The organism is Caballeronia concitans (assembly GCF_001544615.1).
Lineage (GTDB): Bacteria > Pseudomonadota > Gammaproteobacteria > Burkholderiales > Burkholderiaceae > Caballeronia > Caballeronia concitans.
In genome coordinates, this window is record NZ_FCNV02000001.1 from 1,003,041 (window position 1) to 1,023,526 (window position 20,486).

Annotated in this window: 22 protein-coding genes and 1 tRNA gene; 9 read left to right on the forward strand and 14 right to left on the reverse strand. The window is 65.1% G+C overall.

Going from position 1 to position 20,486, the window contains the following annotated elements; genetic code table 11:
- Positions 1–92: 92 nt before the first annotated feature.
- Positions 93–1,472 carry an amidase gene (locus AWB72_RS04675; protein WP_040051962.1) on the reverse strand — a complete coding sequence of 460 codons (1,380 nt, stop codon included), beginning with the start codon at positions 1,470–1,472 and terminating at the stop codon, positions 93–95.
- 220 nt (positions 1,473–1,692) lie between these two features.
- Entirely contained in the window at positions 1,693–3,075 is a 1,383-nt protein-coding gene (gene hemN / locus AWB72_RS04680) for an oxygen-independent coproporphyrinogen III oxidase (RefSeq protein WP_040051963.1), read from the reverse strand.
- A 120-nt stretch (positions 3,076–3,195) separates the two neighbouring features.
- On the opposite strand from hemN, the gene AWB72_RS04685 reads away from it, so the two are divergent.
- From AWB72_RS04685 to AWB72_RS04695, 3 genes are read left to right on the forward strand one after another with little or no spacing between them, the layout of a single operon-like run.
- Complete coding sequence (locus tag AWB72_RS04685) at positions 3,196–3,468, forward strand: YkgJ family cysteine cluster protein (RefSeq protein ID WP_342065417.1); 273 nt, start codon at positions 3,196–3,198, stop codon at positions 3,466–3,468.
- Positions 3,469–3,517: 49 nt separating this feature from the next.
- A complete protein-coding gene (locus AWB72_RS04690) occupies positions 3,518–4,105 on the forward strand; it encodes a DUF1439 domain-containing protein (protein ID WP_040051855.1) in 588 nt (195 codons plus the stop codon).
- 60 nt (positions 4,106–4,165) lie between these two features.
- Positions 4,166–4,999, forward strand: coding sequence for an undecaprenyl-diphosphate phosphatase (locus AWB72_RS04695; protein WP_040051856.1), 834 nt, complete (start codon positions 4,166–4,168; stop codon positions 4,997–4,999).
- A 79-nt stretch (positions 5,000–5,078) separates the two neighbouring features.
- Here the strand turns inward: AWB72_RS04695 and trmB are convergent, their stop codons facing one another.
- The 3 genes from trmB to AWB72_RS04710 all read right to left on the reverse strand — a co-directional run bounded on the left by trmB (position 5,079) and on the right by AWB72_RS04710 (position 6,625).
- Positions 5,079–5,813, reverse strand: coding sequence for a tRNA (guanosine(46)-N7)-methyltransferase TrmB (gene trmB / locus AWB72_RS04700; RefSeq protein WP_087127934.1), 735 nt, complete (start codon positions 5,811–5,813; stop codon positions 5,079–5,081).
- A 106-nt stretch (positions 5,814–5,919) separates the two neighbouring features.
- Positions 5,920–5,994: transfer RNA gene (locus AWB72_RS04705), tRNA-Gly, on the reverse strand.
- A 70-nt stretch (positions 5,995–6,064) separates the two neighbouring features.
- Entirely contained in the window at positions 6,065–6,625 is a 561-nt protein-coding gene (locus tag AWB72_RS04710) for a YggT family protein (protein WP_040051857.1), read from the reverse strand.
- 639 nt (positions 6,626–7,264) lie between these two features.
- On the opposite strand from AWB72_RS04710, the gene AWB72_RS28425 reads away from it, so the two are divergent.
- The 3 genes from AWB72_RS28425 to AWB72_RS04720 all read left to right on the forward strand — a co-directional run bounded on the left by AWB72_RS28425 (position 7,265) and on the right by AWB72_RS04720 (position 9,282).
- The gene (locus AWB72_RS28425; RefSeq protein WP_143754576.1) at positions 7,265–7,540 is read left to right on the forward strand and encodes a hypothetical protein; all 276 of its coding nucleotides are present in this window, start codon (positions 7,265–7,267) and stop codon (positions 7,538–7,540) included.
- A 314-nt stretch (positions 7,541–7,854) separates the two neighbouring features.
- The gene (locus tag AWB72_RS04715; protein WP_040051965.1) at positions 7,855–8,184 is read left to right on the forward strand and encodes a hypothetical protein; all 330 of its coding nucleotides are present in this window, start codon (positions 7,855–7,857) and stop codon (positions 8,182–8,184) included.
- Between the two features lie 132 nt (positions 8,185–8,316).
- Positions 8,317–9,282: a threo-3-hydroxy-L-aspartate ammonia-lyase gene (locus AWB72_RS04720; protein WP_040051858.1), complete on the forward strand. Its 966-nt coding sequence runs from the start codon at positions 8,317–8,319 to the stop codon at positions 9,280–9,282.
- Positions 9,283–9,294: 12 nt separating this feature from the next.
- On the opposite strand, the gene AWB72_RS04725 is transcribed toward AWB72_RS04720, so the two are convergent.
- Genes AWB72_RS04725 through AWB72_RS04735 form a run of 3 tightly spaced genes read right to left on the reverse strand, consistent with a single transcriptional unit; the run spans position 9,295 to position 12,562 of the window.
- Complete coding sequence (locus AWB72_RS04725) at positions 9,295–9,963, reverse strand: LysE family translocator (protein ID WP_040051859.1); 669 nt, start codon at positions 9,961–9,963, stop codon at positions 9,295–9,297.
- Entirely contained in the window at positions 9,963–10,958 is a 996-nt protein-coding gene (locus tag AWB72_RS04730; RefSeq protein WP_040051860.1) for an asparaginase, read from the reverse strand. The genes AWB72_RS04725 and AWB72_RS04730 overlap by 1 nt, the downstream gene beginning before the upstream one ends.
- Positions 10,955–12,562 (reverse strand): UbiD family decarboxylase, encoded by a 1,608-nt coding sequence (locus tag AWB72_RS04735; protein WP_040051861.1) that lies wholly within the window; start codon positions 12,560–12,562, stop codon positions 10,955–10,957. Before AWB72_RS04735 ends, AWB72_RS04730 begins: the two co-directional genes overlap by 4 nt.
- 589 nt (positions 12,563–13,151) lie before the next feature.
- On the opposite strand from AWB72_RS04735, the gene AWB72_RS04740 reads away from it, so the two are divergent.
- Positions 13,152–14,306 carry a lytic transglycosylase domain-containing protein gene (locus tag AWB72_RS04740; RefSeq protein ID WP_040051862.1) on the forward strand — a complete coding sequence of 385 codons (1,155 nt, stop codon included), beginning with the start codon at positions 13,152–13,154 and terminating at the stop codon, positions 14,304–14,306.
- An 80-nt stretch (positions 14,307–14,386) separates the two neighbouring features.
- Here the strand turns inward: AWB72_RS04740 and AWB72_RS04745 are convergent, their stop codons facing one another.
- Genes AWB72_RS04745 through ribBA form a run of 4 tightly spaced genes read right to left on the reverse strand, consistent with a single transcriptional unit; the run spans position 14,387 to position 17,730 of the window.
- Positions 14,387–15,580, reverse strand: coding sequence for a pyridoxal phosphate-dependent aminotransferase (locus AWB72_RS04745; RefSeq protein WP_040051863.1), 1,194 nt, complete (start codon positions 15,578–15,580; stop codon positions 14,387–14,389).
- A complete protein-coding gene (nusB, locus tag AWB72_RS04750) occupies positions 15,577–16,005 on the reverse strand; it encodes a transcription antitermination factor NusB (protein ID WP_040051864.1) in 429 nt (142 codons plus the stop codon). Before nusB ends, AWB72_RS04745 begins: the two co-directional genes overlap by 4 nt.
- Positions 16,002–16,508, reverse strand: coding sequence for a 6,7-dimethyl-8-ribityllumazine synthase (gene ribH, locus AWB72_RS04755; protein ID WP_040051865.1), 507 nt, complete (start codon positions 16,506–16,508; stop codon positions 16,002–16,004). The genes nusB and ribH overlap by 4 nt, the downstream gene beginning before the upstream one ends.
- 46 nt (positions 16,509–16,554) lie before the next feature.
- Entirely contained in the window at positions 16,555–17,730 is a 1,176-nt protein-coding gene (ribBA, locus tag AWB72_RS04760) for a bifunctional 3,4-dihydroxy-2-butanone-4-phosphate synthase/GTP cyclohydrolase II (protein WP_040051866.1), read from the reverse strand.
- A gap of 217 nt (positions 17,731–17,947) precedes the next feature.
- On the opposite strand from ribBA, the gene AWB72_RS04765 reads away from it, so the two are divergent.
- Positions 17,948–18,295, forward strand: a complete 348-nt coding sequence (locus AWB72_RS04765) for a type II toxin-antitoxin system Phd/YefM family antitoxin (protein WP_052450020.1) — start codon at positions 17,948–17,950, stop codon at positions 18,293–18,295.
- On the forward strand, positions 18,285–18,689 hold the full coding sequence (locus AWB72_RS04770) for a type II toxin-antitoxin system RelE/ParE family toxin (protein ID WP_040051867.1): 405 nt from the start codon (positions 18,285–18,287) through the stop codon (positions 18,687–18,689). The genes AWB72_RS04765 and AWB72_RS04770 overlap by 11 nt, the downstream gene beginning before the upstream one ends.
- Positions 18,690–18,722: 33 nt before the next feature.
- Here the strand turns inward: AWB72_RS04770 and AWB72_RS04775 are convergent, their stop codons facing one another.
- Positions 18,723–19,337, reverse strand: coding sequence for a riboflavin synthase (locus AWB72_RS04775; protein ID WP_040051868.1), 615 nt, complete (start codon positions 19,335–19,337; stop codon positions 18,723–18,725).
- Positions 19,338–19,358: 21 nt separating this feature from the next.
- Positions 19,359–20,480, reverse strand: coding sequence for a bifunctional diaminohydroxyphosphoribosylaminopyrimidine deaminase/5-amino-6-(5-phosphoribosylamino)uracil reductase RibD (gene ribD, locus AWB72_RS04780; RefSeq protein ID WP_040051869.1), 1,122 nt, complete (start codon positions 20,478–20,480; stop codon positions 19,359–19,361).
- Between the last annotated feature and the right edge of the window lie 6 nt (positions 20,481–20,486).

Genomic DNA, 20,486 nt, shown 5'->3' on the forward strand with positions numbered 1-20,486 from the left:
CAACGATTCGGGAAAAGTGCGCCATTCGGCGGGGATCGCGCGGGAATTCTAGCGCGATCCCCCGATGGCTCGATCGGGACGCGATGCCGCTTTCAGCGCGTCGTTTCCAGGACGGCTTCGACGGCGCGTCCGATCGACAGCAGCGTGTCGTCGCTGTTCGGCGCGCCCGCGAGCATCAGGCCGACGGGCGCCCCGCCGCGCGGATGACACGGCAGCGACAGCGCGCAAGCATCGAGAAAATTGAAGGCGGTCGGATTGCGCAGAATCAGCGCGTTGGTGCGGTTGAACAACTCGTCGTCGCTTTCCAGTTCCGCGATGCGCGGCGGGAGCACCGGCACCGTCGGGCATAGGATGGCGTCGAAGCGCTGCCAGAGCGTCGTGCGGGCGGCTTCGATCATCGCGGCGCGCGCGTCGCATAGCTCGATGTAATCCGCGGCGCTCGCCGTTTCTGCGCGCATCAGGCGCGCGAGCACGCGCGGGTCGTACTCCGCCGCGTGCCCGGCAATCAGCTTGCGATGCCACGCATACGCTTCCATCGAAACGAGGCCGAAGCGGTTCAGTTCGGGCAGACGGTCGAGCGGAGCGAAACGCACGTCATCGACGAGCGCGCCCGCCGCCGACAGATGATTGACCGCCGCCTGCACCGCCTGCGCGACGGGCGCTTCCACGCCATCGGTCACGTAGTTCGTGAGCACGCCGAGGCGCACGCCGTCGAGCGGGCGCGTGGCGGGCACGTCCGGCTCGCGTCCCGCCAGAATGCGATCCACCAGCGCGCAGCACGCGACCGATACGCCGATCGGCCCGAACGAATCGAGCGTCTTCGAAAGTGGCACGCCGCCTTGCTTCGGGATGCGGCTCGCGGTCGGCTTGAAGCCGGTGAGGCCGCACATTGCGGCCGGAATGCGGACGGAGCCGCCGGTATCGGTGCCGAGCGCGACGGCCGCCATGCCATCGGCCACCGACGCCGCCGCGCCCGCCGACGATCCGCCCGCGATGCGCGCGTCGCCCGGCACGTCGGCGTGATACGGCGAGCGCGGCGTGCCGTAGTGCGGATTGAGCCCGAGTCCGGAGAACGCGAACTCGCTCATGTTCGTGCGCCCGACGATGACCGCGCCCGCCCGCCGCAGCCGCGCGACCGTGATGGCGTCGGCTTTCGCGGGTGCTTCGTTTGCGAGTACGCGCGATCCGGCGCGCGTCACCTGGCCTTCGATATCGAACAGGTCCTTCACGGAAACCGGAATGCCCGCGAGCGGCGACAGCACGATGCCCGCGCGGCGCAGCGCATCGTGGGCGTCGGCGGCGGCGCGGGCGTGCTCGGGATCGACGTGCGTGAAGACGGTCGCGCCCTGGCCGTTCGGATCGGCAATGCGTTCGAGCGCTTTTTCGACGAGCGCGCGGCTGGTGGTGCGGCCGCATTGGAGGTCGGCGGCGAGGAGGGCGAGCGGGGCGAACTGCGGCGAAGTGGTCGGCATGGCGTCGGGCAGTGGCTTGCCGGCGGCAGGCTTCACTTCACGCATGCCGGACGGCGGTCCGATGCGCCGCTTCGGGCGGGCGCATCGACGGTGTAAGGGCGGGCGCGGTCATCCGCGAGCGAAGACCGGGCGCCGAAGGTGGCTGTCATTCTAAGCCAGCGAAGTAAGAAATACTCGAAGAACGGCGCGTGCGCGGCGGAGTATTTCTGAGGCGGATGCTTCAGATGGTGCGCGAAAAGCGCTTGAGGCTCGCCTGGCCCAGATAGCGGTCGAACACCGATGCCACGTTGCGCACCAGCATGCGTCCGGCGGGGAGCACGCGGATCGCGTTGCCGGAAATGTCGATGAGACCGTCGTCGGCCATCGGCGCGAGGCGGGCGAGTTCATCGGCGAACGTGTCGGCGAACGCGATGCCGTGCGCGCGTTCCACGTCCGCGAAACGCAGCGTGCCGCCGCACATGAGCCGCATGATGACGTCGCGGCGCAAGATGTCGTCGGCGGTGAGACGCACGCCGCGTTTGATGGCGAACTGGCCGGCGTCGATGGCGGCGGCGTAGTCGGCGAGATCGCGGGCGTTCTGAGCGTAGACGTTGCCGACCTTGCCGATCGACGATGTGCCGATGCCGATCAGATCGCAGTCCGCGTGCGTGCTGTAGCCCTGGAAGTTGCGCTGGAGCGTGCCGGCTTCGTATGCGCGCGCGAGTTCGTCGCCGGGCAGCGCGAAGTGATCCATGCCGATATAGACGTAGCCCGCGTCGCTCATGCGCTCGATCACGCGGCGCAGAATGGCGAGCCGCACGGCGGACGACGGCAGCGCGCTTTCGTCGATCTGACGCTGCATCTTGAAGAGCGACGGCATGTGCGCGTAGCCGAACACGGAAATGCGGTCCGGCGCGAGCGCGATGATCGCGTCGAGCGTGCGCGTGAAGCTCTCGACGCTCTGATGCGGCAGGCCATAGATCAGATCAACGCTCACCGACTCGAAGCCGTGATCGCGCGCGGCGCGCATGACGTCCTCGGTCATCGCGCGGGGCTGGACGCGGTTGACGGCTTGCTGCACGCGCTCGTCGAAATCCTGCACGCCGAGGCTCAGCCGATTGAACCCGAGTTGGCGCAGCAACGCGATAGTTTCCGCCGACGCCTCGCGGGGATCGACTTCGATCGAATATTCGGCGCGCTCGTCGGCGACGAGATTGAAGTGCTCGGCGGTCGCGGCCATGAGTTCGGCCATCTCGCCGTGCGAAAGGAAGGTCGGCGTGCCGCCGCCCCAGTGAAGCTGCGTGACGGGCCGCGCCGTGTCGAAGGAGGCGGCTTGCATCGCCAGTTCGCGCTTCATGCGGTCGAGATACGGGCGGGCGTGCGCGCGATTCTTCGTCGCGACCTTGTTGCATCCGCAGTAGAAGCAGACCGTGTCGCAGAAAGGAATGTGAAAGTACAGCGACAAATCCGCCGATGCGCCGCCGCGTGCGGCTGCTTCAAAGTAATGCGCGGCATCGAACGATTCCGTGAACTGAACGGCGGTGGGATACGACGTGTAGCGCGGGCCGTGTGCGTCGTAGCGGGCGAGCAGGTCCGGGCGGAAGAGGGTGTCGACGAGATTCATGGGCTGGCCTTTGCGATCCGTCAAGTTTAGCCAGAGCGGGCTAACGCGCCTTGCGTGATAACGTCGCAGCCGCACAGGCGTGGGACAATGCCGGTTTCGTCGGCCTTCTCGCGTATCGCCATGTCTTCCTCCTCCCATGCTTGCCGCGAAGGATGCGGCGCGTGCTGCATCGCGCCCTCGATCACGAGCGCGATTCCCGGCATGCCTCACGGCAAGCGCGCGGGCGAATCTTGCGTTCAGCTCGACGCCGACCTGCGCTGCAAGATCTTCGGCGACCCGCGACGGCCCGCGTGCTGCGGCGGTCTGCAGCCGTCGGCCGACATGTGCGGCGACACGCGCGAATATGCAATCGCCTGGCTGACGCGGCTGGAGGTCGAAACGCAACCGCAGTGACGTTCGCCTGTCCAAGCTCCGTTCCAATATCGAATCGAGGAAACCCCGCATGACACACCCCGTCGCGCCGCGCCGGCGCCGGTTGATGCTGGCAGGGCTCGCCGCCTTGCCGGCGTTCGCGTTCGCATCGGCGGCGCGGGCCGCATCCATCTTTCCGTTTATTCCGGATCACTACACATTTTCACAAAAGCAGGTTCAGGAAGCCGTCGCGCGCAAGTTTCCGCTAGAGCGCACGGCGCGGCAGATCTTCGATGTCGTGCTGAGCAATCCGGTCGTCGGCATGGCGGCGGATCGCAATCGCGTGACGGTGAAAGTCGATGCACGGCTCGCCACGCCGTTCATGCCGAATCCGGTGAACGGCGCGTTCACGCTCTCGACGCAACTCGCCTACGACGCCCCGAGCCGCTCGGTCGTTTTGGTGTCGCCGACTGTTGACGATTCGCAGTTGACCGGTGATGCCGCGCAGTACAACCAACAAATCGCGGCCGCCGGCGCGATGCTCGCCGCCCAGCTGCTCGACCGCTATCCGATCTACACCTTCAAGCCCGAAGAATTGCAGTTTGCCGGCGTTTCTTACGAACCCGGTACAATCACAGTCCTTTCAAACGGCATACGCGTTCAGATCGTCGAGAAGTAAGTCGAAATCTTTGCGCGCAGTGCTCCGCCAACAGCGAAAACAGCAAACAAGGGCTGACGGATGGACTGGATTTTGATATTGAAGGCGCTCGTTCTGGGCGTCGTCGAAGGCTTGACCGAATTTCTGCCGGTTTCCAGCACGGGGCACCTGATCGTCGCGGGGAGTTTGCTCAATTTCACCGACGCGCAGGCGAAAACGTTCGATGTCGTCATCCAGTTCGGCGCGATTCTCGCGATCTGCTGGGAATATCGCGCGAAGATCGGCTCGGTGGTCGGCGGTTTGCCGAGCCGCCCGGACGCGCGGCGCTTCGCGACCAACGTGATCATCGCGACGATTCCGGCCGTCGTGCTCGGGCTGCTGCTCGAGAAGAAGATTAAAGCGGTGCTGTTTTCGCCGGTGCCGGTGTCGGTGGCGCTGATCGTGGGCGGCATCGTCATCTTGTGGGCGGAGGCGCGCCAGCGCGACCGCGCCGAGCCGCCGCGCGTGCATTCCGTCGACGATCTCACTTACGCCGACGCCTTCAAGGTCGGTCTCGCGCAATGCTTCGCGCTGATTCCGGGCACGTCGCGCTCGGGTGCGACGATCATCGGCGGCATGCTGTTCGGCCTCGACCGGCGCGCGGCCACCGAGTTTTCGTTCTTCCTCGCGATCCCGATCATCTTCGGCGCGACGCTCTACGAAATGGCGAAGTACTGGCGTTCGTTGTCCGTCAACGATCTCGGGCTGTTCGCGATCGGCCTCGTGGCCGCGTTCGTGAGCGCGTTCGTCTGCGTAAGATGGCTGCTGCGCTACGTCGCGTCGCACGATTTCACGGCGTTCGCGTGGTACCGCATCGGCTTCGGGCTGCTGATTCTGATCGTCGGTTATAGCGGCGGGTTGAGCTGGGCGGATTGAGCTTTTTCGGCGCGCGCATGTGAAAACGCCACGGCTTGCCGTGGCGTTTTGCTTTCTGCTTTCCGCTTAAGGCGCGGTGTTACTTGCGCCGGAACAGCAAATCCCAGACGCCGTGTCCGAGCCGCAAGCCACGGCGTTCGAACTTCGTCACCGGGCGATACTCCGGGCGCGGCGCGTAGCCGTCGGCGGCATTCTCGAGTTCGGCATCCGCCGACAGCACTTCCAGCATCTGCTCGGCGTAGTTCTGCCAGTCCGTCGCGAGATGCAGATAACCGCCCGGCTTCACGCGCGAAACGAGCAGCGACACGAACTTCGGCTGAATCAGCCGGCGCTTGTGATGCCGAGCCTTGTGCCAAGGATCGGGGAAATAGATGTGCACGCCGTCGAGGCTCGCGGGCGCGATCATGTGTTCGAGCACTTCCACGGCGTCGTGCTGGAGGATGCGGACGTTGCCGAGCTGCTGCTCGCCGATGAGCTTCAGCAGCGCGCCGACGCCCGGCTCGTGCACTTCGACGCCGATGAAGTCATCGCCCGGACGCGCGGCGGCGATCTCCGCGGTCGTCGCGCCCATGCCGAAGCCGATTTCAAGCACGCGCGGCGCGTTCCTGCCGAAGACGGCGTCCCAGTCGGCGAGTTCGGGCGAGTAGGGCACGACGAAGCGCGGACCGAGTTCGTCGATCGCGCGCTGCTGCCCCGGCGACACGCGGCCCGCGCGTGTGACGAAGCTGCGGATGCGGCGATGATGCAGCGTCGATGCTTCGCTGTCTGCGGGTTGCTCGGCGGCGTTGGCGTCGTCCTGGGGATCGTGATTCATGGCGAGATCGGAATGCGGATGCAAGAAGCGCTGCGCGGGATGAATGAAGCGCGCGCGGAAACTAAAAAGCCGCCTCGATGACAGAAGGCGGCTTTCGCTGTGATGCTGGAGCGGGCGATGGGAATCGAACCCACGTCAGTAGCTTGGGAAGCTACGGTAATAGCCATTATACGACGCCCGCGTGAGTCGGCTGTGAGTCGGCTATTGTAAGCGCAAGACGCGCCGCCGCGCAATTGCGGGCGGCGCCGCGCTCAGATGCCGAAGAGCGTCATGGAGACGGCGACGCGCGTGACCACCATCAGCAGCACCTGCACGATCACGAAAAGCAGGATCGGCGACAGGTCGATACCGCCGAGACGCGGCAGGATGCGCCGCAGCGGATCGAGGAACGGCGCGGTGATCTGATAGAGCAGCGGCATCGCGGGCGATTGCGGGTTGAGCCACGAGAGCAGCGCCATCAGGATCGTCATCCAGATGATGAGGTTCAGCGCCCATTTGACGACGGTCAGCACCGCGACCAGCAGAAGCATGGGCATCATGTAGGTCGGATCGACGCCGGCCAGCACGACCATCAGCGTGACATACACCGCCGCCGCGATGAATGCCGCGAGGATGCTCGCCCAGTCGATCTTGCCGCCCGGCAGGATCTTTCGCAGCGGCAGCACGATCCAGTTCGTCGCCTGCATCACGGCGTTCGATACCGGGTTGTACGGCGGCATGCGCACGACCTGCATCCAGGCGCGCAACAGAAGTGCGGCGCCGAAAAGGGTGAAAACGGTGTTGAGCAGAAAACGGGCGATATCGCCGAACATCTCGGGTCCTCTTGGAAACGTGCGCGGCGGTCAGCTGCGCCGGGGGTCGGAAAGCGACAACGAAAGCGAAAGCGTTGAGGCGACGCGCTTGTCAGCAGGCCGCGCCGGGCCGATGAGCGGGGGCATCGTCGTGAAAGAAACCGCGCGGGTCGGGCGAGTCGTACAGACTGAGCTTGGTCATTGTTCGTTCTCTGGGCTGAATCTCACGCCGAATGGGTCGCCGAAGTGCTCGCCGGAATACACCGATTGGCATCGCGGATGGCCGAGCGTCGCGCGTCTCTGTTTTGCAACGATGGCGACTTGCCTTCCCCGCCCACCGCCAATGCCGGTGGGGCGCCGGACGTCACCTTAACATGGCTTGCGTATCGCTTGGGCGCGTTGGCGAACAAGCGGCAGCGATTGTGCCACGAGCAAAATGAAAGCGTACTGCAAGCACGCGAATCGGGCGCTGGCAGCATCGGAAAACCCTGATGTTGTCAAAGCGATACTGTCCCGAAAAAGAGAAAAATGCCACGATACGATGACAGCATGTGGGAGAGAGCAGCGACGCCGGAAAATGAGCTGGATTTTCGGCATGGTGAGTGCTGAATGTGGCTTGGCACACGTCGAATGCGGTATTGGGTTTCCTTGCGAACATTATTGGACGAACAGGGCGCGGAATACTTAACAAAAGACGGACTTCAATGGAATGGCATCGCTTGTCACTGCATGCGTGCTTTTCTCAAAGGTTTAATCGCTACGTTCGGAGGTCGCATGAGCATTTTCTCTTATCGAAAACATCTGCGGTTCTTGAGCCAGGCGCAGCGGCGCCGCTGGTGGGATCAAAAGAAGCGGTTGACGCCGCGCGTCGTGATCGGAGCGGCATATGTGCCGCCGAACGTTTCGCGCGAATTCGCTTATGTGAAAGTCGGCTGATACCGACCGCCTTCAAGTTCGCGTAAAGCATTAAGTGCCCCGCTGGATGAACCGTCCAGCGGGGCTTTTCATTTCATTTGTAATCAGAAGTTACTCGCTTTAGCGCATGTCTAATTCACTTCGGCGACGTACATCGTTTCGAGCCCGCGCCGGACGGACTCACGGTTCGACGCAGCGCCTTTCGCTTGGCCGAACCGGGTCATAAAGCTTGCAATTTGCAACATATGACTTCTGCGCCCCCACGCTTTTTTCGCTAAATTCAGCTTATGGCGTTGCGCGCCGGACGCAGGCGATACGCAGCGAGGAGAAAGAAAGTGAAAAAGCTCAGTGGTTTGGTGATCGGTGGCGCGCTCGCGCTTAGCGCCGCAGGGGCGGCGCAGGCAGGCGGCGTATCGATCGGCGTCGGCATCGGGGTGCCGGCGTATCCCGTTTATCAGGCGCCGCCCGCGCCGGTCTACGTCGCGCCCGCCGCGCCGGTATATGTCGCGCCGCCGCCGCCCGTCGTTTATGGGCCGGCGCCAGCGGTCGTCGTCGGTGGATACAACTACGGTTACTATGGCCGGCCGTACGGTCGCCCGTATTGGCATCATCACGGTTATTACCGTGGCGGCTATGGTGGATATGGCGGCGGCTGGCACCGCTAATCGCCCGAACTCGATTCGATAAACGCAAGCCCCGCTCGGGCTTGCGTTTTTTTATGCGTGACGCGATGAGCCTATTCCGATTCGCGCCCGAACTGCGGAGAATGGTGGCTTCTTCACACCACGTTTCCTCCGATGCCCTCACTTCCCGCTCCGACTTTCGATGACGTCGCCGATGCCGCACGGCGCATCGACGGTTTCGCGCATCGCACGCCCGTCCTCACGTCCCGCACGGCGGACGAAATAGCGGGCGCGTCGCTGTTTTTCAAATGCGAGAACTTCCAGCGCATGGGCGCATTCAAGTTCCGCGGCGCGTATAACGCCATTTCGCATTTCAACGACGAACAGCGCGCTGCCGGCGTGATCACGTATTCGTCGGGGAATCACGCGCAGGCCATCGCGCTGTCGGCTAAGCTGGCCGGCATCCGCGCGACCATCGTCATGCCCGAAGACGCGCCCGCCGCGAAGATGGAAGCGACGCGCGGCTACGGCGGCGAAGTCATCACGTATGACCGGTACACGCAAAATCGCGAGGAAATCGGCCGCGCGCTCGCAGAAGAGCGCGGCATGACGCTGATCCCGCCGTACGACCATCCGCACGTGATCGCGGGCCAGGGCACGGCTGCGAAGGAACTGATCGAGGAAACCGGCCCGCTCGATTATCTCTTCGTGTGTCTCGGCGGCGGCGGGCTGATCGCGGGCTGCGCGCTCGCGGCGGCGGCGCTTTCACCGTCGTGCAAGGTGATCGGCGTGGAGCCGGAAGCGGGCAACGACGCGCAGCAGTCGCTCGCGCGCGGCGAGATCGTGCATATCGAGGTGCCGCGCACCATCGCCGATGGCGCGGCGTCCACGCACGTCGGCGAGTACAACTTCCCGATCATCCAGAAGCATGTGGACCGCATCGTCACCGTGAGCGATGCGCAGCTCATCGACACGCTGCGCTTCTTCGCCCAGCGCATGAAGATGGTCGTCGAGCCGACCGGCTGTCTCGCGGCCGCCGCCGTGCTTCAGAAGGTGGTGCCGGTGGAAGGCAAGCGCGTCGGCGTGATCGTGAGCGGCGGCAACGTCGATCTGCCGCGGCTCGCGCAGTTCATCGCGTGACGAAAACGGTCGTCACGACGCCGCGTGCACGATGAGATCGCGGTAGCCGTCGACGATCACGCTGTACGAGAAATAAGCGAAAAGCACGGCCGAGAGGACATGGCACACGCGCAACAGGCGCGTGCCGGCGCGCTTGCGGCCGTGGCTCGCGAGCGTGCAGATGAAGAGTGTCCAGCCGAGTCCGCCGCAGAAAAAGCCGAGCAGGAACACGGATGCGCTCACCGGGCTCGTCGCGCCGGCTTTCGCGATCAGCGCGCCGCCGACCGCCGCGAACCAAAGGATCGCACTCGGCGACGACACCGCGAGCAGGCATCCGCGCAAGAAACTCTTGAGATGGCTCTGACGCGGCATGTGTGGATCCGCTTCGCCCGCGACGGGCGGCGCGGTGGCGGGCTTGAGCGCCTCGCGCGCCATCTTCCAGGTGAGCACGAGCAGCACGATGCCGCCGCCGATCCACACGACCCATCGCACCGCGGAAAACTGCAGCAGCGCCGACATGCCCGCGAGTGCGAGCGCCGCATAGAACAGATCGCCGAAGCACGTGCCGAGGCCGAGCACGAGGCCCGGCTTGAAGCCGTGCGAGAGCGCGAGCGAGATGATCGCGACATTCGCGATGCCGATATCCAGACACAACGACAGCGACAGGAAGAACCCGTCGGACATCAACGACCACGAATGCATCATCGACGTCCGTTCAGCGTGAGGGTGACGTCCAGCCGTCCGGTATCGACGCCCACGGTGTTGCGCATCGCCGGATAACGGAAGTCGTCGAGCGCCGCGCGCTGCTGCGCCGTGCCGATGCCGAGCAGCGCCAGCACGTGCGCGACGATCGCGTGCATGACGACGAGATTGCCGTCCTCCACCTTCACCGCGATACCGAGCGCGCCTTCGTCACGCTTCACGCCGATCGCGTAGCTCGCATCCGCGCCCGTCTTGCCGACGACCGCGCCGCCGAACGCGCGCATGAGGCGCTCGCAGAAGCGGCCTTCGCCCGACACGAGTTCCGGATACGTCGTCATCGCGCGATGGATGCGCGCGAGCGGCGAGCCTTCCGGCGCCGCCGCGAGCTTCATGTACAAGCGCGCGAGACGGTCGAGCGGGAAGGCGGGCGTCGGCAGGTTGCATCCGTCGATGGCCCATTGCACGTCGTCGTACGGCAGATCGACGGCACGCGCCACCGTGCGCTTCACGTGCGCCTGGAGCGCATGGCCGGGCAGGTGATAACCGTCGATGGGCGCGTCCATCGCGCGCGCGGCGGCGAGCATGCCGGCGTGCTTGCCCGAGCAGTTGCTGCACGCGGGCGTCGGCGTGAAATCGCGCCTGATCCAGTCTTTATAGACCGCGTCGGAAATCGGCGGATGGCCGCCGCAGCGCAGATCGGCTTCGCTGGCGTCGGACTTGGCGAGCATCGCGCGGGCGCGCTCGATATGCCGCGCTTCGCTGCTATGCGATCCGCACATCAGCGCAAGGTCGGCATCGTCGAAACCAAAGCGTTCCAGCGCGCCCGTTTCGATGATCGCGAGCGCCTGCGCCGGCTTCGCGGCGGAACGCGGCAGCGTCACACGATGCGGATCGCCGAACGAATGCAGCAAGTTTCCGTTCGCATCGACGACGGCGACATGCGCGCGATGCGTGTTTTCAATGGCGTTCCCACGATAAAGCGTTGCCGCGATCATGCTTTCTTCCCCGCTTCGTCGAGACCGATTTCCGTCCACAGCGCATCGACGCGCCGCTTGACGGCCGCGTCCATCACGATCGGGCGGCCCCATTCGCGGCTCGTTTCGCCGGGCCACTTGTTGGTCGCGTCGAGGCCCATCTTCGAGCCGAGCCCCGCCACCGGCGATGCAAAGTCGAGATAGTCGATTGGAGTGTTGTCGACCATCACCGTATCGCGCGTGGGATCGACGCGCGTGGTGATTGCCCAGATGACTTCCTTCCAGTCGCGCACGTTGACGTCTTCATCCACGACGACGATGAACTTCGTATACATGAACTGGCGCAGGAAGCTCCAGACACCGAGCATCACGCGCTTCGCATGGCCGGCGTAGCTCTTGCGCATCTGCACGATCGCCATGCGGTAGCTGCAGCCTTCGGGCGGCAAATAGAAATCGGTGATCTCGGGAAACTGCTTCTGCAGAAGCGGCACGAAAACTTCGTTCAGCGCGACGCCGAGCACCGCCGGCTCGTCGGGCGGCTTGCCGGTGTAGGTGGAATGGAAGAGCGCGTCGCGGCGCATCGTGATCTTCTCGACGGTGAAGACCGGAAACCATTCCTGCTCGTTGTAGTAGCCGGTGTGATCGCCGTACGGCCCTTCGAGCGCGTGTTCGTAACGTGCGGCCGCGCCCGTCGACGGACGCGGCGGCGCGCCTTCCGGGGCCGGCGGCAACGCGCCTTCCTGCGGATGAATGAAGCCTTCGAGCACGATTTCCGCGCGCGCCGGCACTTGCAGATCGACGCCCGGCGTCAGGCACTTCGCGAGTTCGGTGCGCGACCCGCGCAAGAGTCCGGCGAACTGATATTCGGAGAGCGTATCGGGGACGGGCGTGACCGCGCCAAGGATCGTGGCGGGATCGGCGCCGAGCACGACCGCGACCGGATACGGCTTGCCCGGATTGGCGAGCGCGAACTCGCGGAAATCAAGTGCGCCGCCGCGATGCGCGAGCCATCGCATGATGAGCTTGTTGCGCCCGATCAGCTGTTGACGATAGATGCCGAGATTCTGGCGCGGCTTGTTCGGTCCGCGCGTGACGGTGAGGCCCCAGGTCAGGAGCGGTCCGGCGTCGCCGGGCCAGCAGGTCTGGATCGGTAGACGCGCGAGATCGACGTCATCGCCTTCCCACACGATTTCCTGGCAAGGCGGCGCGCTCACCGATTTCGGCGCCATGTCCCACACGGCTTTCGCGAGCGAGAGCAGCTTGCCGGCGTCCTTCAGGCCACGCGGCGGCTCCGGCTCTTTCAGCGCGGACAGCAGCCGGCCGACATCGCGCAGCGAACTTAGCGCGGCGGTGTCGCTGCCGAGGCTCGCGTCGGCGCTGGCCGGCGTCTGCGTTTCGATACCCATGCCGAGCGCCACGCGGCGCGTCGTGCCAAACAGGTTGGCTAGGACCGGCATCGTATGACCGGTGGGCGCTTCGAATAGCAGCGCGGGGCCGCCTGCGCGCAGGACACGATCGGAGAGTTCGGTGATTTCGAGGACGGGGGAAACAGGCTGCCGGACGCGGCGCAGTTCACCGAGCGCTTCGAGGCGGGCGGTGAAGTCGCGCAGATCTTTATATTTCATCGATGGTCGGAGAATGACTCGAGGCCGCTACCAAGATTGAAGCGGAGGAGCGGGACGGCTGCGCGCTTGGCGATTGTCGATTTTACCTGCGTGCGCGTCCGTGCGCTGGGAGACGTTCGGCGATTTCCCGTGGAAACTGCGCCGCGGATGTGCGTTGGCGCTCCTAAACGGTGTTCATCATTACTGTAAGTAATTGAAACACAAAGCTATAGCATTGACGGATCATTAAACCCTGCTAGAATCGCTTCGCATCAGTTGCAGGTTTTGAAATTTTTCACCGCTGCCTCAGGTTTTCTTCAGACGCTGTGCGTCGCCTGCGCCGTACCTGCCCGGCGATTCATGGCTGTTGGTTGTCACTGCCGGCGTTTCTCACGCCGGTTTTCGCGTGGAAAGCCATCTGCGCACGAAGGGCACGCTGTTCGTGCCGCGCATCCCGGCGTGTTTTGCCGGACCGGTTTTCCAGACGGCGCATGCCGTTTCCCCGATGCCGCTTACGCCTTGCCAAGAGCGAGCGGTGTCTGATTTACGCTTCGATTTCCTGGTTTAGCCGGTAATCATCAGCCTAAATCATGCAACATTGGGAGCATCGATGAACGCTTGGTTAACGTGGCGTGCCGATACGCGTGCCGCGCAGGTTCTGCGCGCAGCGCTGCGTCGTGGCAGCCGTATGAGTCACTATCTGTTCAGTCTGGTCGGCTGCGCGGCCGTCGTCACGGCGCTCGCGCTGTGGCTGTTGCCTTCCTGGCGCACCACTTTCGCCGCACGAATCATGCCTTTCGTGTCCGCGGCGGTTCAGGCCGGTCCCGCGCGTCTGCTCGCCGGCCAGCCGATTCCGCCGTTCTCGGCGGTGCATCGCCAGCCGGGCGATGCCGGTACGCCTGTCGCCCTCGCGGCGAACGCAGGCGCGCCTGTCGCACCGAAGCCGCTCGTCCCGTCGCTCGGCGCCGCCGCCAGTGACGACGAAAGCACGCGGCAACTGACCGGCGGCATCAGCCTCGCCGTGTCGCCCAACGGCCTCGATCCGCGTTCCATGCCATCCGTCGCCATGCTGGCGAAAGCGATTCCGACGCAGCGCGTCGTCGCTGATGCGCGCGACGACCGCATCCTCGTTTCGACGCGCGAGCAGAAGCTCGTCGCCAGTTTCATCGCGCGGCGATATCGCGTGGCCGAAGAGCCGGTGAGCGAGCTCGTGCGCGCCGCGTTCGATACGGGCCGCGAAGTCGGTCTCGATCCGCTGCTTCTGCTGTCGGTCATGGCCATCGAATCGGGCTTCAATCCATACGCCGAAAGCGGCGTGGGCGCGCAGGGCCTGATGCAGGTCATGTCGAAGGTGCATTCGGACAAGTTCCAGTACTTCGGCGGCTCGCACGCGGCGCTCGATCCGCTCGCGAACATCAAGGTCGGCGCGCTGGTGCTGAAGGACTGCATCGCGCGCGGCGGCTCGGTGGCGGGCGGTCTGCGCTATTACGTCGGCTCGACCACACAGGACGACGGCGGCTACGGCGCCAAGGTGCTGGCCGAGCGTTCGCGTCTGCGCGATATCGCGCGCGGCCGCAACGTGCCGATCAACGCGCCTCAGGCGCCGGTGCAGGCTGCGCCGAAGCAGGTGCTGGCGTCGGCAGCGACGAACGATGCGGCCAAGCGCGTCCACGTGACGATCGACACGCCGAAGAAAGCCGACGCGCAAGACGATGGCGATACCGGCGAATCGAAGCACGTGGCGTCGGCGGAATACGGCGCTTGATGCTTGTCTGACGTTTGCGGAACGTAAAAGGGCGCCTTGACGGCGCCCTTTTTCATTGCATCAAGCCAGCCGACGTAGGGTCAGCGCCGGAACAGACCGCCGAGCCGCCCGACCGCTTCTTCCAGCTTGGCATACGCCGTCGCGTACGAGAGCCGTATGTAGCGCTCCGGCGCGTGCACGCCGAAATCCGCGCCCGGCACGAGCACGACGCCCGCATCGTGCAGCATCGAGCGCGTGAGCGCTTCGCTGTCGCCCGCGGCGGGATGATGAACGCCCGTGGTATCGGCGTAGACGTAGAACGCGCCGTCCGGCACGACCGGCACGCCGAAGCCGAGCGAGCGCAGCGCCGGCACGATGTAGTCGCGCCGCCGCTTGAACTCGAGCCGCCGGGCTTCGTAAATGGCGATGGTTTCCGGCTCGAAGCACGCGAGCGCCGCGTGCTGCGCCAGCGCCGACGCGCAGATAAACAGGTTCTGCGACAGCTTTTCCAGCGGGCCGACCATTGCGTGCGGCACCACCAGCCAGCCGAGCCGCCAGCCCGTCATGCTGAAGTACTTCGAGAAGCTGTTGACGGTGACGACGTCATCGCCGAAGGAGAGCGCCGACACCGGCTTCGCGTCGTAGCTCAGGCCCTGATAGATCTCGTCGACGATCGTGAAGCCGCCGCGTTCGCGCACCGACTCGACGATCCGCGCGAGTTCGCCCGGTTCGATCGACGTGCCCGTCGGATTCGACGGCGACGCGAGCAGCACGCCGCGCGTCTTGTCGCTCCAATGTTCCGCGACCTGTTCGGCCGTCAACTGAAAGCGCTCCGCCGGGCCGCTTGGGATCAGCACCGGCTTGCCGTCCGCCGCCGACACGAAATGCCGGTTGCACGGATAGCACGGGTCGGGCATCAGCACTTCGTCGCCGTGATCGACGAGCGCCATGCATGCGAGCAACAGCGCCGCCGACGCGCCCGCCGTCACCACGATGCGCGACGGATCGATGTTCAGCCCGAACACATCGCGATAATGCGCGGCGATTGCCTCGCGCAACGCCGTCACGCCGAGCGCATTGGTGTATTGCGTGACGCCGCGGTGCAGCGCGTCCGCGGCGGCGCGCGTGACGGGCTCGGGCGCCGTGAAGTCCGGCTCGCCGATGCCCATGTGGATGATGTCGCGCCCGGCGCGTTCCAGCGCCTGCGCGTCCTTCATCAGCTCCATCACGTAGAACGGCTCGATCGCGTCGACGCGCGACGCAAGCCGCATCAACGGCTCGGAAACGGTGCTCATCTGCGTGCCTGCGCTTCGGTCGGGCGCATCGCGACGGCGAGCTTGTCCAGCACGCCGTTCACGTACTTGTAGCCGTCCGAGCCGCCGAACGTCTTCGTCAGTTCGACCGCCTCGTTGATGACCACGCGATACGGAATGTCGATGTGATGCTTGAACTCGAACGCGGCGACGAGCAGCACCGCGCGCTCGACCGGCGACAACTGTTCGATCGGCCGGTCGAGACAGGGCTGCAGTTGCGCGGACAGTGCGTCGGATTCCTTGATCACGCCGTGCAGGATGGCGTCGAGATGGGCGCGGTCCGCCTTGTCGAAACCTTGCGCGTTGCGCAACTGCGCGTCGATCTCGCCGCCGGGCGCGCCCGACAGCAGCCATTGGTAAAGCCCTTGCGTCGCGAGTTCACGCGAGCGGCGTCGAGCGCTCTTCATGCGCGGTCCTCGTCTTCATCTTCGTCGTCTTCGTCGCCGCCGAGCTGCTCCAGCGCAACCGACAGGTTCGCCATCTCGACCGCCACGCGCGCCGCGTCGCGGCCCTTTTCCGTCATGCGGGCGACGGCTTGTTCGTCGTCTTCGGTCGTGAGCACGGCGTTCGCCACCGGAATGCCGAAGTCGAGCGCGATGCGCGAAATGCCCGAGCCGCTTTCGTTCGATACGAGCTCGAAGTGATACGTCTCGCCGCGCACGACCGCGCCGAGCGCGATCAGGGCGTCGAACTGGCCGGATTCGGCGAGCTTTTGCAGCGCGAGCGGGATTTCGAGCGCGCCCGGCACGGTGACGAGCAGCACGTCCTGGCCGATCACGCCGAGGCGTTCGAGTTCTTCGATGCACGCATCGGCGAGGCCGTTGCACACCGGTTCATTGAAGCGCGACTGGACGATGCCGATGCGCAGGCCGTCGCCGTCGAGATTCGGCTGATATTGTCCGATTTCCATGTAGTGGTCCGTTGGTTTGGAATAGGGTGGGCGCCTAAGTGTTCGCTCAGGCCGAACGCAGATGCGGCACGGTCGAGTCCGGCACGCCGGCCGCGTTTGCCGCCGTGGCGGGCGAGCCGGGCATCGGAATGAAGCCGGTTACTTCGAGCCCGTAACCCGACATGCTGCCGAGCTTGCGCGGCGTGGCGAGCACCTGCATCTTGCCGACGCCCAGATCGCGCAGGATCTGTGCGCCGATGCCGTAAGTCTTGAAATCGATCGGACGGCGCGCCGGTTTGGCCGACGTGTCGTTCGGGTCGAGCGCGCGGAAAGCGTCCACGAGATGGTCTTTCGTGTCGCCGCAATTGAGCATGACGATCGCACCGAGATCGCGGGCGGCGATTTCGCGCAAGGCGGCGTCGATGGTCCAGGAGTGCGTGGACGCGTCGATGTCCAGCAGGTCGAGCACCGACAGCGGCTCGTGCACGCGCACGGGCGTTTCGGTGTCCGGCGACGGCGTGCCGCGCACCAGCGCGATATGCGGCGAGCCGCTCGGTTCGTCGCGATACAGCACCGCGCGGAACGGGCCGTGAGCGGTGTGCATGGTGCGCTCGCTGACCTTTTCGATGATCGATTCCGTGCGGCTGCGATAGTGGATCAGATCGGCGATGGTGCCGATCTTGATGCCGTGCTGCGCGCCGAATTCGATGAGATCGGGCAGGCGCGCCATTTCGCCGTCGTCGCGGATGACTTCGCAGATCACTGCCGCCGGCGACAGCCCGGCGAGCGCGGTCAGATCGCAGCCGGCTTCCGTGTGGCCGGCGCGCACGAGCACGCCGCCCGGCTGCGCCATGATCGGAAACACGTGGCCCGGCTGCACGATGTGCTCGGCGCGCGCATCGGGCGCACACGCCGCGGCGATGGTGCGCGCGCGATCGGCCGCCGAAATGCCCGTGGTCACGCCTTCCGCCGCTTCGATGCTGACCGTGAACGCGGTGCCGTATTGCGTGCCGTTGCGCTGCGTCATCAGCGGCAGGTTCAGCAGCTTGCAGCGTTCTTGCGTGAGCGTGAGGCAAATGAGGCCGCGGCCGTAGCGCGCCATGAAGTTGATGGCTTCGGGCGTGATGAAATCGGCGGCCACGATCAGATCGCCTTCGTTCTCGCGATCTTCTTCGTCGACGAGGATCACCATGCGGCCAGCTTGCAGCTCGGCGATGATTTCTGGGGTGGAGGCGATCGACATGGTGCGTCCCGATAGGTGCGTTTGGGAAAGGGCGTATTTTACGCCACGCCCGATGGACAGGCGGTGAAATCGCGGTGGGGCGGGTTTGGGGATTCGGCTTATGGCGTTTGGGGGAATGGTGGGGCGGCGGCGGGGGTGCGACGATACCAAAACATTACTCTTTCGGAAGCGAGAAAACCGTACCATGTTACGTACATTAAACCGTACGGAGCCGAGAATGGCTTTCACACCCAAGGATGTCGTTTCCCTTTCTCAGGCGCGCGCGAATCTGTCCGAGTTGATCGACGAAGTGCAGAAGGGCGCGGACAAGATCATCACGAAGAACGGCGAGGCGAGCGTCGCGCTCATCAGCACGGAGAAGCTGGAGAACTACTATCGGGCAGAGCGGGCCCGTATCCATCTCTTGCTGCTCCAGGACGCCAAGGAAGCCGTTACCGCGTTGAAGTCTGGTGAGCCGAGCGAAGACGCACGTGATTTCTTCGGGCGTCTGCGGGCGCGACTGCGCACGGAGCGGGAAGAACGGGAGCGAAACGGGCAGCAAGGAGGCGGTGCGGATGACAAGTGAGGCACCCAAGCGCGCGGTCATCCGAATCTCGAGGCAGTTCGAGGCCCGAATCGCGGATATCGAGCGTTACTGGCAGCGGCTGGATCAGCCGCGCAGCTTCGAACGGATGGTCGAAGCGTTTGAAACGAAAGCCGAGCCGTTGCTCGAACGATTTCCGGCTATCGGCCGCCTGTTTTTGAACACGGTCCCCGACACTTACGTCGCATTGCTGGACTGCGAGGAACTGATCCAGGAAACCGAGGGTGCGAAGGAGCGGGCCGAGTTGCGCGAGTTCGTGTTTGACGACTACGTGCTTCTGTACCTGCTCGTGGGCGACACGGTGCTGCTCGCGTCAATCCGCCACTGCAAAGAACTCTCCTTCGATTTCGACCAGATCTGGGGCCCGGAGCGCTGACGATGGCTGCGACTCAGCGCCCCAAGCGATGAATCACGCCCCGCTCATCATCCGCTCCACATACCGCGCGATCAGATCGATCTCCAGATTGACCTTGGCGCCGGCGTGCAGCGCCTTGAGCGTCGTGACTTCCACGGTGTGCGGAATCAGATTGATGGAGAACTCGCAGCCGTCGGCCCGATCGCTGACCGAGTTGACCGTCAGGCTCACGCCGTTCACCGTCACCGATCCCTTGTAGGCGAGATATTTGCCGATGTCCTTCGGCGCGACAACCCGCAATTCGTGCGATTCGCCGACGCGCTCGAACCGCGACACCACGCCGAGCCCATCGACGTGGCCGGACACGAGATGCCCGCCCAGCCGGTCATGCGCGCGCAGCGCTTTTTCCAGATTGACTTCCGCGCCAGCCTGCCCGAGTCCGACGGTCTTGTTCAGACTTTCCCGCGATACATCGACGTCGAACGAACCGGGCGACTTTTCGACCACCGTCATGCAAGCGCCCTGAATGGCGATGCTGTCGCCGAGTTCGACGTCCGCGAGGTCGAGCGCGCCCGCCGCGACGGTCAGACGCACGCCTGCTTCCGGCTCCGCGCCGAGCGGCGTGACTTTTTCGATGCGGCCCACCGCCGCGACGATTCCTGTGAACATGAAATGCCTTCCTCGGTTCTATTAACGCGTTTCGCTGGCGCCGTGCGTTCCGGCGAACCGCGCGAGTATGCGCAGATCGTCGCCGAGCCGGTCGATGCGATGAAATTTCAGATGCGGTCGCGCATCGAGCGTCGCGGGCGGCCCGAAGTCGAACATGCCCGGCGCGTTGCCGAGCAGGCTCGGCGCGAGATAGATCAGCAGCTCGTCGACGCAGCCCTCTCGCAACAGCGAGCCGTTCAGTTTGTGCCCCGCCTCGACATGCAACTCGTTGATGCCGCGATCGGCGAGCGCGGTGAGCATCGCGGGGAGATCGACCTTGCCGTGCTCGTTCGACAGTTCCACGAGCTCCGCGCCTTTGTCGCGCAGCGCGTCGGCGCGGGCGGGATCGGCATCGGCGGAATGGAAGATCCACGGCGGCGCGCCATCGAGAATGCGCGCGTCGAGCGGCACGTCGAGGCGGCTATCGATCAGCACGCGCTGCGGCTGGCGCGGCGTGTCGACCGCACGCACGGTGAGCTGCGGGTCGTCCTCGCGCACCGTGCCGATGCCCGTCAGGATCGCGCAGGCCCGCGCGCGCCAGGCGTGGCCGTCGGCGCGTGCGTCTTCGCCCGTGATCCACTGGCTTTCGCCCGATGGCAGGCCGGTGCGCCCGTCGAGCGTCGCCGCGACCTTCATGCGCACCCACGGACGCCGCCGCGTCATGCGCGACACGAAGCCGATGTTCATCTCGTGCGCCTCGTTCGCGAGCAACCCGCAGCGCACGTCGATGCCCGCGTCGCGCAGCATCGCGAGACCGCGTCCGGAGACGGTCGGGTTCGGATCTTCCATCGCCGCGATCACTTTCTCGACGCGCGCGTCGATGAGCGCATGCGCGCACGGCGGCGTGCGGCCGAAGTGGCTGCACGGTTCGAGCGTCACGTAGGCGGTCGCGCCGCGCGGGTCCTTGCCGCGCGAGCGGGCGTCCTTCAGCGCGCGCACTTCGGCGTGATCCTGGCCGGCCGGCTGCGTGAAGCCCATGCCGATCACTTCGCCGTTCTTGACGAGCACGCAGCCGACGCGCGGATTCGGCGTCGTCGTGTACATGCCGCGCGACGCGAGCGCGAGCGCGCGTTCCATGTAGGTGAAGTCGGATTGCGAGAACATCGTGGC